We start from the raw sequence: 16,445 nt of genomic DNA on the forward strand, positions 1-16,445 counted from the left end.
GAAATCTAATTTTAAAGGCTAAAATCTAAAATCTCATTATGAGTTTATCAACCACAAGTATAAAAAGGCCTGTTTTAACCATTGTACTGAATCTTTTGATTATTTTATTCGGTTTCCTTGGTTACACTTTTCTGGGTGTTCGGGAATTTCCTTCGATTGATCCGGCGCAGGTTTCAATCAGAACCAATTATACCGGAGCCAATTCGGATATTATTGAATCGCAAATTACTGAACCGCTCGAAAAAGCCGTAAATGCTATTGATGGTATTCGAAACATCACTTCCTCAAGCAATCAGGGAAGCAGCAATATTACGATCGAATTTAATTTAGACAAAAATTTAGAAGAAGCTGCAAACGATGTTCGGGACAAGGTTTCGAGAGCTGTCAGGGATTTACCTCAGGATATTGATGCACCGCCTGTAGTCTCTAAAGCAGATGCTGACAGCGAATCTATCATTTCGATGACCGTTCAAAGTGATACCCGAAGTTCGTTGGAATTGAGTGATTATGCCGAAAATGTAATTTCTCAGCGATTAGAAACGATTCCGGGTGTGAGTGGCGTGCAAATTTGGGGACAAAAACGCTACGCCATGCGTTTGTGGATTGACCCGGCAAAATTGGCTGCCTATGGCTGTACAGTTGCTGAAGTTCGTGCTGCATTAAATGCACAAAATGTAGAACTGCCATCAGGAAAACTAACAGGAAACAATACCGAATTGACTGTAAAAACTATTGGTAATTTATCAAAGGCAGAAGAATTCAATAATATTATTATTCGTACAGACGGAGACAAAATTGTACATTTGAGTGATATTGGAAAAGCTGAATTAGGCCCTGAAAACCCTGAAACACAACTAACACAATCGGGTCTGCCAATGATTGGTTTAGCCATTGTACCAATGCCGGGAGCCAATTATTTGGATATTTCTAAGGAGTTTTACAAAAAATACGAAGCTTTACAAAAAGATTTACCTAAAGACATTAAACTAAATATTGCTTTAGACAATACTGCATTTGTAAAAAAATCAGTACTTGAAGTGGTTGAAACTTTAGGAATCTCGATTCTGCTGGTAATCATTATCATATATTTATTTTTTAGGGATTGGGCTATCGCTTTCAGACCCTTAATCGATATTCCGGTTTCGTTGATTGCTACGTTTTTTATCATGTGGCTTTTTGGCTTTTCGATTAATGTATTAACGCTTTTAGCTATTGTTTTAGCTACAGGTTTAGTGGTTGATGACGGAATTGTAGTTACTGAAAATATCTTTAAAAAAGTCGAAGAAGGCATGTCGCCTATTGAAGCGGCGATTAAAGGTTCTAACGAAATTTTCTATGCTGTAATTTCGATTTCTGTAACCCTGGCATCAGTATTTTTACCTGTGATTTTCTTAGAAGGTTTCGTAGGAAGACTATTTAGGGAATTTGGTGTTGTCATTGGTGCTGCGGTATTAATTTCTGCCTTTGTTTCCCTGACTTTAACCCCAATGTTAAATGCTTATCTGATGAAAGGCGGCGAACAGAAAAAATCTAAATTCTATGTAAAAACGGAGCCGTTTTTCGAAAAATTAAATAGTGGATATGCCGATTCTTTGAAACGTTTCATGGATAAAAAATGGATTAGTTTTCCTATTCTGATTGCTTGTTTCGGAATCATTTATTTGTTCTTTACCATACTCCCAAAAGAAACCGCTCCTTATGACGACCGTAGTTCAATCGTAATGCGTATGTCTACTCCTGAAGGCTCATCTTACGAATACACCGATCGCTTTATGCAGGAGATTTCAAAATTGGTAGACGACTCTATTCCGGAGAAAAAAGTAAGCTTGGTTATATCCTCACCCGGATTTAGCTCTGCTTCAGTTAATAGCGGATTTGTCAGGCTTACTTTAAAAGATATTAACGAAAGAGAAGCTTCTCAAAAAGACATTGCCGATAAATTAACCAAATGGACCAAACAATATCCAAATGCCAAAACATCCGTAACGCAGCAGCCTACAATTGCTGTAAACAGGCGTGGTGGTTTACCAATTCAGTATATTATTCAGGCTCCAAACTTTGAAAAACTAAGAGAAAAAATTCCATTATTTATGGAGGAAGTAGGCAAAAGCGATGTTTTTTCTATTACCGATGTGAATTTAAAATTCAACAAACCTGAAATCAATGTAACCATTGACCGTGAAAAAGCAGAAAGTTTAGGAATTTCAATTATTGATATCGCCCAGACGCTGCAGCTTTCATTAAGCGGACAGCGTTTTGGATATTTCATTAAAAATGGAAAACAGTATCAGGTTATTGGACAATTTGACCAAAAAGACCGTTCGAAACCATTAGATTTGACTTCTATATTTGTCAAAAACAACAAAGGTCAACTGATTCAGATGGACAACGTTGTAAAGGTTGAAGAACAAAGCAATCCGCCACAATTGTATCACAATAACAGATATATGTCGGCTACGGTTTCTGCAGGTCTTGCGCCGGGCAAAAGTATGGGTGACGGAATTAAGGCTATGGATGAAATTAAGGCAAAAGTTTTGGATGACAGTTTTACGACTGATTTAAGCGGAGAATCCCGGGATTTTGTCGAAAGCAGTTCCAATACTTCCTTTGCATTCGGATTGGCATTGTTGCTGATATTTCTAATTTTAGCTGCGCAATTTGAAAGTTTTATTGATCCTTTAATTATCATTTTAACTGTACCAATGGCGGTTGCCGGAGCCTTGTTCTCCTTATGGCTATTTAACCAGACATGGAATATCTTTAGCCAGATTGGTACCGTTATGCTTATTGGACTGGTAACCAAAAATGGTATTTTGATTGTAGAATTTGCGAATCAGTTGCATGAACAGGGAAAACCAAAATTAGAAGCTATTTTAGAAGCTTCAGAAGCACGTTTGCGTCCTATTTTAATGACAAGTTTAGCCATTGCATTAGGAGCTTTGCCAATTGCAATGTCGCTTGGAGCAGCTTCTACCAGTAGAATTGGAATGGGAGTTGTAATTGTTGGAGGAACCATTTTCTCTCTGGCTCTGACGCTTTTTGTAATTCCTGCTATTTATTTGATGTGGTCAAAAGCCAGAAAACATTATCCTGAATTTGATCATATTGACGAATACGAAAAAGCAAGTAAATAATTTTTTCACCCACAAATTACACGAATTTACACAGATTAAAGTGGAATTTACATCTCAAATAATAACGGACGAAGCAAATTTCAAAAAATAAATTTGTGATAATTTGTGGTAAAATTATCAATTAAAATTGGTCGTAAAAAACAACAAAATATGAATACTAAAATACTAATCCGTAGTTTCATTTTATTCTTCATTTGCATGGTGAAAACCAGCGCACAAGAAATCCTGACTATTGAAGAAGCAATGAAAATAGCTTTAGAAAATAATTTCGAAATTAAAATTGCCAAAAACAATTCAAAAATAAACGAAACCAATGTAACAATTGGAAACGCCGGTATGCTGCCAACAGCTACAGCTTCTGTAACAGACAACAACAGCATTACCAACTCCTCTCAAACACGTCAGGATGGAACTTCAACCTCCCTGGATAATGCCAAAAACAACAGCTTAAACTACGGTGTAAGTCTTGGCTGGACCGTTTTTGACGGAATGAAAATGTTTGCCAAATTAGACCAATTAAAAGAGCTTCAAAAATTAGGAGATACAGAACTTAAAAGAACCATTTTAATAAAAATTGCCCAGGTCAATTCTGCTTATTATGATCTAGTACAGCAACAACAACAATTGGCTGCCCTGGATACCACAATTGTTATTTCAAACCAAAGATTAGATTTGGCAAAAAACCGTTTTACAATTGGTAAGGCTTCCAAACTGGAGGTATTAAATGCCCAGGTTGATTTGAATTCAGATCAGGTCGCTTTATTACGCCAAAAAGAATCGTATGCCAACTCTAAAATTTTACTGAATCAATATTTAGCGCGTGATCCAAAAAATGACTTTAGAGTAACTGATTTAGTGACTGTTGATGATAAATTAATTTTTGCCGATTTATTGGATTTAGCACAAAAACAAAACCCCGCATTAGAAGCTCAGATCATCAATAAACGAATTGCCGAATTGCAGTTGAAACAAGTAAAAGCAGATCGATATCCTGTCATCAACTTAACATCAGGATATAATTTTGCAGAAAGTCAGTCCAGCTTAGGTTTTACAAGCGAGGCTTCGTCCAGAGGTTTAAATTATGGTTTTAATGCTATCCTTAACATATTCGATGGTTTTAATCAGCATCGAAATGAAAAAGTAGCAAAATTGCAAATCGAAAATTCTCAAATTGCAATTGAACAGCAAAATATGGTTTTAAATACCCAGTTAAGTACTGCTTTTCAAACCTATTTGACTAATATTGAACTTATAGGACTGGAAGATGATAATGAAGAAATAGCGAAACAAAATCTTTCAATTACTTTGGATAAATTCAGAATTGGAACTATAACAACATTAGAATTCAGAACTGCTCAACTCAATTATGTCAATGCAAAAGTGCGTTACAGCAACGCTCAATATCAGGCAAAATTATCTGAAATTGCCTTAAAAGAATTAGCAGGAAATATCAGTTTTTAACTTAATTTTGCTGAAAACATTTTTAAATGACCTCATACAACCCAAAAGACTGGTTTAGTTTTATTTTTCATTTCAGCAAAGCCGATACATTTCGAAAATTAATTCCTGTAATGTTTTTTATTGGAATTTACAGTGCCGGAATTGCCTATCTTGAAATTGAATATTGGGAATTACCGGAAAGCAGTCATGTTAAAAATATTTCTGTAATGCATAGTATGCTAGGTTTTGTGATATCATTATTACTTGCATACAGAACCAATACAGCCTATGACCGATGGTGGGAAGGACGCAAAATGTGGGGTGGTTTAGTCAACAGCAGCCGCAATTTAGCCCTAAAACTTTCTGTCATTTTAACTGAAGAAAAAGATAAAGCCTTTTTTAGAAAAATAATTCCCGGGTATGCTTCCATTTTAAATAAACACTTAAAAGATGAAGAAACAGGAAAACAACTTTTTGATGACGTTGATTTAGAAATTGATCATCACAAACACAGACCAAATCAGATTGCTAAAATTATTTTTCAAAAAATTCAGGATCTTTATTCAACAAACAAAATTTCCGGCGAACAGCTTATTACACTAAACACAGAACTAACCTCATTTACAGACATCTGTGGTGCCTGCGAAAGAATAAAAAACACCCCTATTCCTTATTCGTACAGTGCTTTTATCAAAAAATTTATTTTTGTATATGTGCTTACACTCCCATTTGGATATGTTTTTACATTAGGATATTTCGTAATCCCTGTTGTAGTTATTATATTTTATGTTTTAGCAAGTTTAGAGTTAATTGCAGAAGAAATTGAGGATCCGTTTGGCACTGATGCAAATGACCTGCCGACACAAAAAATAGCCGAAAACATCAAAAAACATGTTGAAGAACTAATTTAAGAAACCAAAACATACTCAATTACAATTTCATTTTAAGTTAATTATGAGAAATAAAACTATTTTTCATTAATTATCATTCCCTTTAACGGTCTATTTTTAAGACAAAAAACAAAAAAATAGTTTCCAACTCCCGCAATCAATCCTTATATTTGTACCCTTATTCAAGAACACTGAAATTAACATGAAAATATCTTACAACTGGTTAAAACAATTCATTAAAACAGACTGGACATCCGAACAAACATCTGAATTACTAACAGATTTAGGTTTGGAAGTCGAAATTGTCGAAAAATACCAATCAGTAAAAGGTGGTTTAGAAGGAGTTGTTGTAGGACACGTACTTACCTGCGAAAAACATCCCGATGCAGACAGATTAAAAGTTACAACCTTAAACATTGGTTTAGAAGCTCCTATACAGGTTGTTTGTGGTGCTGCAAATGTTGCTGCAGGTCAAAAAGTACCCGTTGCCACTATTGGAACCATTTTGTATGATAAAGAAGGAGCCGAATTTACTATTAAAAAAGGTAAAATTCGTGGTCAGGAAAGTCACGGAATGATTTGCGCCGAAGATGAATTAGGTCTTGGTACAGGTCATGACGGAATCATGGTTTTAGATGATGCCCTGGTTCCCGGAACTCCGGCTTCAGAAGTTTTCAAAATAGCAAATGATGAAGTTTTCGAAATTGGATTAACTCCAAATCGTGCTGACGCCATGAGTCATTACGGAACTGCGCGTGATTTAAGAGCAGGAATGCTGCAGCGCGGAGTTAATGTTGAATTGATTACACCTTCAGTAAGCAACTTCAGAGTTGATATGCGTACTTTAAAAATTGATGTAAGTGTCGAAGAGCCTCTTTTGGCGCCAAGATATTGCGGTGTAACAATTTCAGGTATTACGGTAGAAGAATCTCCTCTTTGGCTGAAAGACCGTTTAAAAGCGATTGGATTAACACCAAAAAATAATATTGTAGACGTTACCAATTATGTTTTACATGAATTAGGACAGCCTTTACATGCATTTGATGCGGCAAAAATAAACGGAAAAGTAATTGTAAAAACACTTCCTGAAGGCACTAAATTTACTACTCTGGATGATGTTGAAAGAACATTACACAAAGAAGATTTAATGATTTGCGACGAAAAAGGACCGCTTTGTATTGCAGGTGTTTTTGGCGGAAAAAAATCAGGTGTATCTGAAGGAACTACTTCTATATTTTTAGAAAGTGCCTATTTTGATGCTGTTAGCGTACGTAAAACAGCCAAAAGACATCAACTCAATACAGACGCTTCATTTAGATTTGAAAGAGGAATTGACCCTACTATTACTGAATACGCACTAAAACGCGCAGCGCTCTTAATTCAGGAAGTAGCAGGAGGAAAAATAACATCAGATGTAATCGAAGTTTACCCTAAAAAAGTAGAAGATTTTTCTGTTTTATTGAATTTCAGCCATGTCTATAAAATCATCGGACAGCAGATACCTAAAGATACGATTAAAAAAATATTAGTTTCTTTAGATATTAAAGTCAATAGTGTTTCTGACTCCGGCTTAGGATTAACCATTCCGGCATATAGAGTTGATGTTCAGCGTGAAATAGATGTCATAGAAGAGATTTTGAGAGTTTACGGATACAACAACATTGACTTCTCTAAAAAATTTAATGCAACAGTTTCAAATTCGCCAAGAACTGAAGACTATAAAGTACAAAATGTAATTGCATCACAATTAAACTCGCAAGGTTTTCATGAAATGATGGCCAATTCTTTAACAACGGCTGCTTACGCAAAATTGTCGACTGCATTAAAAGAAGAGCACAATGTTACGATGCTGAATCCGTTGAGCAGTGATTTATCAACGATGCGTCAGTCTTTATTATTCTCAGGTTTAGAGGCAATTTCATACAACATCAACCGAAGAAGTTCAGATTTAAAACTGTTTGAATTCGGGAAAACATACCATAAATATCTAAATGGTTATGAAGAACACAAACATTTAAGCTTGTTAATTTCCGGAAACAGAAATAAAGAAAGCTGGACAAATCCACAAAAAACAACTGATTTCTTTTTATTAAAAGGATATGTAACAGGAATTTTAAACCGTTTAGGAATTGATAAAATTTCGAATGCTCCCGTACAATCTGATATTTTTTCAGAAGGAACTTCAATTTGCTATAACAACGACACTTTGGTTGAAATGGGAGTTGTCAAAAAATCCATTTTGAAACATTTCGGAATAAAACAAGATGTTTATTATGCAGATTTTAATTGGGATTTGGTGCTAAAAATAATCACAGGAAAAATTAAATATTCTGAAATCCCTAAATACCCTGAAGTTCGCAGAGATTTAGCTTTACTAATTGATCAGAATACCACATACGAAAGCATTTATAACTTAGCCAAACAGACCGAAAAATCTCTTCTGAAAGATGTTAATCTGTTTGATGTTTATGAAGGCGACAAACTTCCGGAAGGCAAAAAATCGTATGCATTGAGTTTTACAATTCAGGATAATACAAAGACACTGACAGATACACAAATTGATAAAATCATGTCAAAACTCCAACAGACTTTTGAAAATCAGCTTGGAGCAAGTTTGAGATAAGATAATAACACAAAAAAACACCAGCAATACTGGTGTTTTTTTTATCTATATTTTGTCTCGGGTTAGCCTTTTTTGAAAAGTTTTTTAAACAAATTCACCAATACTAAAACAACAAATCCTAAAACAAGTCCTGTTACAAATTCTTTTAGTATGGAAGGAAGTTGAATACCTTCAGATAAATGATGAAAGAATGGAATATAATGTACAAAAATACCTCCGGCAACTAATAATAATGCAATAGTGCCAATTACAGTTAAGCTTTTTATAACCAACGGCAGCGCTTTTACTAAAACAGTACCAATAAGTTTAGATATACTTTTTTCTCTTTTGCTAAATTTAATAAGTTTATAACCAGCCTCATCCATTCTCACAATAAGGGCAACAATACCATAAACACCGATAGTTGCAATTAATGCAATTATTGAAGTTACAACAATTTGCTGCATCAAAGGCTCTTCAATCACCGTACCCAAAGCAATAATTACAATTTCTACTGATAATATAAAATCGGTTATGATGGCAGATTTTATTTTCCCTTTTTCCATTGCCAAAATTTCTTCTTCAGTAAAAGTTTCTTCTGTTATTCCTTCTGACTCTTCATGTGAATGAGGAAATACAAATTCGTAGATTTTTTCAGCTCCTTCGTAGGCCAAAAATAATCCACCAAGAACCAAAATTACAATAATTGCAACGGGTAAAAAGGCACTTAATAAAAAGGCAATCGGCAGAATAATGATTTTATTAAGAAGTGAGCCTTTACTAATTGCCCAAAGTACAGGAAGCTCTCTTGAAGAAGCAAATCCAGAAGCTTTCTCTGCATTTACGGCTAAATCATCGCCTAAAATTCCGGCTGTTTTTTTTGCTGCCACTTTACTCATTACTGCAACATCATCCATAATTGCTGCGATATCATCTAATAGTACGAAAAAACCTGATGCCATTATATTTTGCTTTTTTTTAATGTTAGTGGTGCGAATCTACTACTTTTTATCCTATTTTTTTAAACGAAATCGGATTTTAATTTTAACTGCACTGCCCTAACAAAAACCAAAGAATTATAAAAACGATTATAGTACCAAAACATCCTCCTCCTAATTTTTTTGCACCGTATCCGGCCAGCAATCCTCTAAATATATTGTTCATAATGTTTGTTTTAAGTTACTGTAAAGATCAACATACCAAGAGTCTTTTTATTTATATGAATTTTAGAAAAAGTTTCATTATTTACGGATTTAATCTAAAAAAAATCACCAACTTTTGATTGGTGATTTTCTTAGTTTATTAAAATAATTATGAATTAATCTGTTGTAACAATATTACCTTTGCTTATTAAAGTAGCTTTATCTGTAATCCCTTGTCCTGTTGGAGGAGCAGCTGGATTTTGATTGTGCAGCTCAATATAATTTTGTTGAGAAGTTAGATTTAGCAGTCTGCTTAAAATTAAATTAACCTGAGAACTTGGGAGCGCATTATGCCTAAAACTAATCCCTTCAGAATTACGAACAAAAGATAATGATGGCAAATCAATAGACGTTAAAAGAGGGTTAAGCCTAAAAGAAAGTTCCTTTGATTTAGTTAGTAAAGGGAAAGAAATAGAGGTCAAAGAGGCATTATTTGAAATATTAGCATTATCACCATGTACTACTTTTATGGCTGGAAATAAAATTGAATTGACCTTTTCGTTATTTTCTATATGTAAGTCATTATAAACTTCTGTAAGACTATTTAAATTTATAGTAACTAATTTTAAATTATCGCTTATATTCAAATCTATTAAACTTTTTACCTGACTTAGATCTAAAGTTGTCAAATTAGTTGTGCCATTGACATATATATTTTCTGTATTAGGCCCAAACTCCGCTGCTATTTTCGCCGTAGCTTGTGCATCTGTAATATCTCCCGTTAATACGATACTCGTTTTACCCGGGTTTTGACTGCTTCCAGCATATAAGGCGTATGGAACACTTAAAAGCTGACTTGTACCACTGATAGTGTAATTACTTCCTCCTGTTGGGTCAATTTCGGTTTTAATAAAATGAGAACCGGCTCCCCAATTTATACCTGCAAAAGTTCCGTTGACTGGTGTTCCTCCACCTATTTCTATTGTTGCTAATCCGTTATTATTCGTGGTGGTGGTTTGTGTTTCAACATAAGAAGCCGTGCCACTTGCTGAACCTAATAAAATACTACTTTTTATACTTACCAAGGTATTTGCAACTAATGTCCCGTCTGTTTTACGAATAACAGATTGATAACTCATTTTCTGTGGGGCCTGCGCAAATAAAACAGTAAAAGAACTTAATAATAATGCAAGAGTAATTTTTTTCATATATATTCTACGATTTAATTGTTATTTTTTTATGATTTTAAAAGTTTTTATTGTTTTGTTACCATTATTTATTACCAGAAAATAAATTCCCTCATTCAATCCATGCATGGGTACTGTTGTTTCAGAAGATGTTATTTTCAAATTTCCAGATACCTTTTTTCCGCTGATATCGAATAAATTATACGATAATTCATTCCATTTATCAGCTGATACAACTAAATTAAGCAGATCAATAGTAGGATTTGGATATGCAGTCATTGCCAGATTAATATCAGGAAATTCATTTTCTCCTAACGTAGTTATCTCATAAGGTTGTTGAATACCTTGCAAAACATATCCATCAGACCCGGATAAACCTGTATAAACTGTTTGTCCAATTGAATAACTCGCTGTACCTCCTGTTCCGGTGGTATTTCCTCCTGCAACCACTACGCTCTCTTGCGAATAACTGCTTACAAATGAAATACTGGTAATAAATAAAATAAAAAAAGTTTGTTGGTTTCCTTTCATATAATTGATTTAATAGTGAATTATTTACTTATCAAGATTTCATTTTATTCATTAAATTAAAGGTGAATTCAATCTAAAATCTTAATTCAAATATATATTAATTCTTACATTAAAATCTTGCTATAGAACAAAAAAACACCAGCTTTAGAACTGGTGCTCCCAAACTATTAAAAACTAAGCTTTTACTTCACTGCTTCTGCAGTTTGATTTCTAAAAACCAATTTACCATCAAACGCATCGATTAAAATAATACTATCAGTAGTAATATTTCCAGCCAGTATTTCTTTCGATAACTGGTTTAAAACCTCACGTTGAATTACTCGTTTTACCGGTCTTGCACCAAACTCAGGATCATAACCTTTATCTGAAAGATATTTAATTCCTTCCGGAGTTGCATCCATTGTAATACCTTGCAATGCCAGCATTTTACTAACACTCTTAAGCTGTAAACTCACAATTCTCGAAATGTTGTCGACTGTTAACGGCGTAAACATTACAATTTCATCGATACGGTTTATAAATTCCGGACGAACAGTTTGTTTCAACAAGCCAAGAACTTCTACTTTTGCAGCTTCTGTTGCGGCTTCGACACCGCCTTTTAGATTCTCAAATTTCTCTTGTATAATCTGACTTCCCATATTAGATGTCATGATGATAATCGTGTTTTTAAAATCGGCCAGACGACCTTTGTTATCAGTCAATCGACCTTCATCCAAAACCTGTAATAAAATATTGAAAGTATCCGGATGCGCTTTTTCGATCTCATCAAGCAAAATTACCGAATATGGTTTTCTACGTACCGCTTCTGTCAATTGACCACCTTCATCATATCCTACATATCCCGGAGGAGCACCAACCAAACGGCTCACACTGTGGCGCTCCTGATACTCACTCATATCGATACGGGTCATGGCATTTTCATCATCAAAAAGATATTCAGCCAAAGCTTTTGCCAACTCTGTTTTACCAACTCCTGTTGTTCCGAGGAATAAAAACGTTCCAACCGGTTTTTTCATATCCTGTAATCCTGCACGGCTTCTGCGAACAGCATCACTTACTGCTTCAATCGCTTCTTCCTGCCCCACTACTCTTCTATGCAGTTCTTCTTCAAGATGCAGCAGTTTTTCTCTTTCGGTCTGAAGCATTTTCATCACCGGAATCCCTGTCCATTTTGCCACTACTTCTGCAATATCTTCGCGGGTAACTTCTTCTTTAATTAAAGAATTTCCGGATTGATATTCTTGTAATTGCTTTTGTAAAGTATCCAGACGCTCCTGAGCTTCTTTTATTTTTCCATAACGAATTTCAGCTACTTTTCCGTAATCACCTTCACGCTCTGCACGCTCAGCTTCGTGTTTAAAATCTTCTATTTCTAATTTTACTGCCTGAACTCCATCTACAACATCTTTTTCAGTTTTCCATTTGGTGTAAATTACGTTGCGTTCTTCTTTCAGATTTGCCAAATCCATACGCAGGATTTTAAGTTTGCTTTCTTCTTTTTCGCGTTTGATCGCTTCAATTTCGATTTCCAACTGCATAATCTTACGATCCAAAACATCTAATTCTTCCGGTTTAGAGTTGATTTCCATACGCAATTTTGAAGCAGCTTCGTCCATTAAATCGATAGCTTTATCCGGTAAAAAACGATTCGTAATATAACGTTGCGAAAGTTCAACCGCAGCAATAATTGCCTCATCTTTTATCTGAACCTTATGGTGTGTTTCATATTTTTCCTTGATTCCACGCAAAATCGAAATCGCACTTTCCGTATCCGGTTCATCTACTAATACCTTTTGAAAACGACGCTCCAGGGCTTTATCTTTTTCAAAATATTTTTGATATTCATCTAAAGTCGTCGCTCCAATTGCTCTTAATTCCCCACGAGCCAAAGCTGGTTTAAGGATATTTGCTGCATCCATAGCACCTTCACCTCCGCCTGCGCCTACAAGCGTGTGAATCTCATCTATAAACAAAACGATATCTCCTTCGGCAGCTGTAACTTCTTTTACTACTGACTTTAATCTTTCTTCGAATTCCCCTTTATATTTTGCACCGGCAATCAATGCTCCCATATCTAAAGAAAAAACGATTTTATCTTTTAAATTTTCCGGTACATCGCCATCAACAATTCTGTGTGCTAAACCTTCTGCAATAGCTGTTTTACCAACCCCTGGCTCACCCACCAGCATCGGATTGTTTTTGGTTCTTCGGGTAAGGATTTGCAATACACGGCGAATTTCTTCATCACGGCCAATAACCGGATCCAGTTTTCCTGTACTTGCTAATTGGTTTAAATTTTTAGCATATTTATTTAAAGCATTATAAGTTTCCTCTGCAGAAGCCGAAGTCACTCTTTCGCCTTTTCGAAGCTCTTCAATAGTAGCTTTTAAAGCTTTTCCGGTTACACCCTGATCTTTTAAAATTTGTGCAACTTTGTTTTTTGAATCAAAAATGGCTAAAATTAAATGTTCGATCGAAACGTATTCATCGTTCATTTTCTGAGCAATAATTTCGGCTTCATTCAAAGCTTTATTGGCATCTCTCGAAAGTACAATATCGCCTCCTGAAACTTTTGGAAAGCTTTGAATTGTCGAGTCTAAAATTTGTAAAAACAACGGCACATTTACGTTAAGTTTTTTCAAAATAAAGGGTGCAACATTTTCATCAACCTCAAAAATGGCTTTAAAAATGTGTTCATTTTCTATTTGTTGTTGTCCATATCGCTGCGCCAATTGCTGGGATAGCTGAATGGCTTCCTGAGATTTTGTTGTAAATTTATTTATGTTCATTTTTTGTATGATTTAAGTTTTCTTTATTTTTTAATTTGACAATTGATACCATTAAAATTAGATTTACCGGATCCTGTTTTTAATTTTAAATGATATAACTTTGCTGAAACATTCAAAATATATTCCATATTAAAATCACAGACAAAATGACATTATTTATAGTTTTTTAGTCAAAAATTAACGTCAAAAAGTCACAAAACAAGTCAAATATGAGTTTTTTCAATTCAATCTTCGGAAATTCAGAGAGTACAGACTCTCCTAAAAGCAATATAAACTGGACAGAATTAACTGACCTGTTACAGTTACAGGAAATTGAAGCAATATCGAATGAAAAGCCTGTCGTAATTTTCAAACACAGTACACGATGCAGTATCAGTCGAATGGCTCTGAAACAGTTTGAGCGCAAATTTGATCTGAATGATACTGTCGAACCTTATTTTCTCGATTTGATTGCGCACCGTGATGTTTCTAATGAAATTGCAAGAAGATTTAATGTATATCACGAATCCCCGCAATTAATTTTAATCAAAAATGGAAAAGCTGTTTATGATGTTTCACACAGCGATATTGATGCAGAAGCGCTCAAAAACAAACTTTAAATTCATTAAATACTCTCTTAGAGATCGTTTACTAAAAAAATTGAATTTCAATTAAATTAAATATAAATTCCTAAGCCGTTGGGTTTAATTAGTTTTTGATGATAATTTTTCGTCAGTTAGAGTGTTTTTCGATAGAAAATTCTATCGAGAACAGAAAAATTAGCATTAAAAAAGGTTCTCGATACTTTTTTTGTTCCGTTTCTCTACACAAAAAACACTCGAACTGACGTTTTTAATAATTACATCCATTTAATAATTCTAACTAACGGGTTAAATTTCTATTCGCAGATGCATTATAAATAAATCTTAATATCGACTCAGGTTGCTCCCTTTTTCATAAATTTGACAAAAATTAAATCAATTGAAGAAATTACTCTTTTTCATATCTTTTTGTTTGCTTTTAGGAAGTCTTCAAGCTGTATTTGCACAAGCTCCTAAAAAAATAATAGTCGAAAACTCAGACTTTTCTGATGTTAACGAAGTAGAAATTCCCGGTGGACTTTTGCTTACCGGAAATGTAAAAATAAACCATGACGGAGTTGTTCTTACTTGCAATAAAGCCTATTTTTTTCAAAAAGAAAACTACATTAAAGCTTTCGGAAACGTACAGCTCGTACAAGGCGATACTTTATTCTTAAACAGCAAATATGCTGAATACAGCGGTAACGTAAAAAAAGCTTTCGCAACCGGAAATGCAGTGATGACTTCTCCCGATGCAACATTACAAACAGACACCATCAATTTTGACCGAAATGTACAAGAGGTTTTTTACAATACTAAAGGTACAATTGTCAACAAAGACAATACCTTAGTAAGCAAATCCGGAAGATATTACGTAGCTCAGAAAAAATTTCAGTTTTTAACGGAAGTAACGCTTACAAACCCTAAATATGTTATGAAATCTAATCATTTAGATTATTACAGCAATTCCGGGCATTCTTACTTATTTGGTCCATCAACCATTACAAGTAAAACAAATTATATCTATACCGAAAATGGTTTTTACGACACCAAAAAAAACCTGGCACACTTTCTCCGAAAATCGTACATAAAATACGATGACCGACGAATAGAAGGTGATAGTTTATTTTATAATCGAAATACCGAATTTGCTTCAGCAACACGAAACGTAAAAATTACGGATTCTATAAATAAGGGAATTGTAAAAGGTCATTATGCCGAATTATACAAACTAAAGGATTCTATGTTTGTAACCAAAAGAGCGGTTGCCATAAATCTGGTTGAAAAAGATTCGGTTTACATACACGGCAAAAAACTAATGGTTACCGGTAAAGAAGGCGAAAGAATCATCAGAGCTTTTAATAATGTTCGTTTTTACAAAATCGATATGAGTGGAAAATGTGATTCCCTTCATTCAAACAGTAAAACAGCTCTGACTAAATTAATAGGACATCCAATTTTATGGAATGGAGAAAGCCAGATTACGGGGGATCTAATGCATTTAATTGGAGATAACAAAACCCGCAAATTAGATTCACTTAAAGTGTTCAATAATACCTTTCTTATATCGAAGGATACGCTCGGAACAGGATATAATCAGGTCAAAGGCCTCAACCTGTTCGGAAAATTCAGGGACGGAAAACTTCATGATGTAGATATTATAAAAAACACTGAAGCTATATATTATGCACGAAATTCAGCAAACGAACTTGTAGGAATCGACAAAAGTGTAAGCAGCAGAATTAATCTTATTATAGAGAATAACCAAGTTGACAACATCACCCTTTTTAAGAACGTGCAAAGCGATAGTTATCCTGAAGACGAATTAGCCGAAAATGACCGTAAATTAAAAGGTTTTGTCTGGCGCGGAGAGGAACGAATAAAATCTAAAGATGATATTTTTCCTCCCGAAGAAAACGAACTCAATGATAAATTAGTTAAAGAAGGGAAATCAGATGCTGCCAAACCAAATGTTCCGATGAAAGTCAGGAAGGAAACTTTAAATTACGACAAAAAGAAACCAGCTGCAAAAACCGGTACAATGCCACAATCAAAAACTAAAAAATAATTAAGGTTTTCGATTTACAAAACTTTCAGTTAGCAAAACTAACATAAGCTTAAAATTTAAAACTTAGAACCTTAGTATCTTTGCTGCTTAGAAGCTCAAAAA

General features: G+C 34.4%; 10 protein-coding genes. 6 read left to right on the forward strand and 4 right to left on the reverse strand.

What is annotated here, in order from left to right; all coding sequences use genetic code 11:
- Positions 1–38: 38 nt before the first annotated feature.
- The 4 genes from FLV_RS09755 (at position 39) to pheT (ending at position 8,087) form a co-directional block, all read left to right on the forward strand.
- On the forward strand, positions 39–3,134 hold the full coding sequence (locus tag FLV_RS09755) for an efflux RND transporter permease subunit (RefSeq protein ID WP_243233325.1): 3,096 nt from the start codon (positions 39–41) through the stop codon (positions 3,132–3,134).
- A 150-nt stretch (positions 3,135–3,284) separates the two neighbouring features.
- Positions 3,285–4,595, forward strand: coding sequence for a TolC family protein (locus FLV_RS09760; RefSeq protein ID WP_243233327.1), 1,311 nt, complete (start codon positions 3,285–3,287; stop codon positions 4,593–4,595).
- A 26-nt stretch (positions 4,596–4,621) separates the two neighbouring features.
- Positions 4,622–5,485, forward strand: a complete 864-nt coding sequence (locus FLV_RS09765; RefSeq protein WP_243233329.1) for a bestrophin family protein — start codon at positions 4,622–4,624, stop codon at positions 5,483–5,485.
- 181 nt (positions 5,486–5,666) lie between these two features.
- Positions 5,667–8,087, forward strand: coding sequence for a phenylalanine--tRNA ligase subunit beta (gene pheT, locus FLV_RS09770; RefSeq protein WP_243233331.1), 2,421 nt, complete (start codon positions 5,667–5,669; stop codon positions 8,085–8,087).
- Positions 8,088–8,149: 62 nt separating this feature from the next.
- Here pheT and FLV_RS09775 read toward each other — a convergent pair whose 3' ends face one another.
- From FLV_RS09775 to clpB, 4 genes are all read right to left on the reverse strand, one after another.
- Complete coding sequence (locus FLV_RS09775) at positions 8,150–9,028, reverse strand: DUF808 domain-containing protein (protein ID WP_243233333.1); 879 nt, start codon at positions 9,026–9,028, stop codon at positions 8,150–8,152.
- A 356-nt stretch (positions 9,029–9,384) separates the two neighbouring features.
- Positions 9,385–10,416 (reverse strand): hypothetical protein, encoded by a 1,032-nt coding sequence (locus tag FLV_RS09780; protein ID WP_243233335.1) that lies wholly within the window; start codon positions 10,414–10,416, stop codon positions 9,385–9,387.
- 21 nt (positions 10,417–10,437) lie between these two features.
- Complete coding sequence (locus FLV_RS09785; protein ID WP_243233341.1) at positions 10,438–10,926, reverse strand: T9SS type A sorting domain-containing protein; 489 nt, start codon at positions 10,924–10,926, stop codon at positions 10,438–10,440.
- 182 nt (positions 10,927–11,108) lie between these two features.
- A complete protein-coding gene (gene clpB, locus FLV_RS09790) occupies positions 11,109–13,715 on the reverse strand; it encodes an ATP-dependent chaperone ClpB (protein WP_243233343.1) in 2,607 nt (868 codons plus the stop codon).
- 209 nt (positions 13,716–13,924) lie between these two features.
- Here clpB and ytxJ point away from each other — a divergent pair, with 209 nt between their 5' ends.
- Positions 13,925–14,314, forward strand: a complete 390-nt coding sequence (gene ytxJ / locus FLV_RS09795) for a bacillithiol system redox-active protein YtxJ (RefSeq protein ID WP_243233345.1) — start codon at positions 13,925–13,927, stop codon at positions 14,312–14,314.
- A gap of 361 nt (positions 14,315–14,675) precedes the next feature.
- Entirely contained in the window at positions 14,676–16,343 is a 1,668-nt protein-coding gene (locus FLV_RS09800; protein ID WP_243233347.1) for an OstA-like protein, read from the forward strand.
- Positions 16,344–16,445: the final 102 nt, after the last annotated feature.

The sequence above is a fragment of the Flavobacterium pectinovorum genome (assembly GCF_022802975.1).
Lineage (GTDB): Bacteria > Bacteroidota > Bacteroidia > Flavobacteriales > Flavobacteriaceae > Flavobacterium > Flavobacterium pectinovorum_B.

Excerpts from the sequence above, each read along its gene's own strand:
- FLV_RS09755 (WP_243233325.1), top strand. The coding sequence starts at position 39 with ATGAGTTTATCAACCACAAGTATAAAAAGGCCTGTTTTAACCATTGTA.
- FLV_RS09760 (WP_243233327.1), top strand. The coding sequence starts at position 3,285 with ATGAATACTAAAATACTAATCCGTAGTTTCATTTTATTCTTCATTTGC.
- FLV_RS09765 (WP_243233329.1), top strand. The coding sequence starts at position 4,622 with ATGACCTCATACAACCCAAAAGACTGGTTTAGTTTTATTTTTCATTTC.
- pheT (WP_243233331.1), top strand. The coding sequence starts at position 5,667 with ATGAAAATATCTTACAACTGGTTAAAACAATTCATTAAAACAGACTGG.
- FLV_RS09775 (WP_243233333.1), bottom strand. The coding sequence starts at position 9,028 with ATGGCATCAGGTTTTTTCGTACTATTAGATGATATCGCAGCAATTATG.
- FLV_RS09780 (WP_243233335.1), bottom strand. The coding sequence starts at position 10,416 with ATGAAAAAAATTACTCTTGCATTATTATTAAGTTCTTTTACTGTTTTA.
- FLV_RS09785 (WP_243233341.1), bottom strand. The coding sequence starts at position 10,926 with ATGAAAGGAAACCAACAAACTTTTTTTATTTTATTTATTACCAGTATT.
- clpB (WP_243233343.1), bottom strand. The coding sequence starts at position 13,715 with ATGAACATAAATAAATTTACAACAAAATCTCAGGAAGCCATTCAGCTA.
- ytxJ (WP_243233345.1), top strand. The coding sequence starts at position 13,925 with ATGAGTTTTTTCAATTCAATCTTCGGAAATTCAGAGAGTACAGACTCT.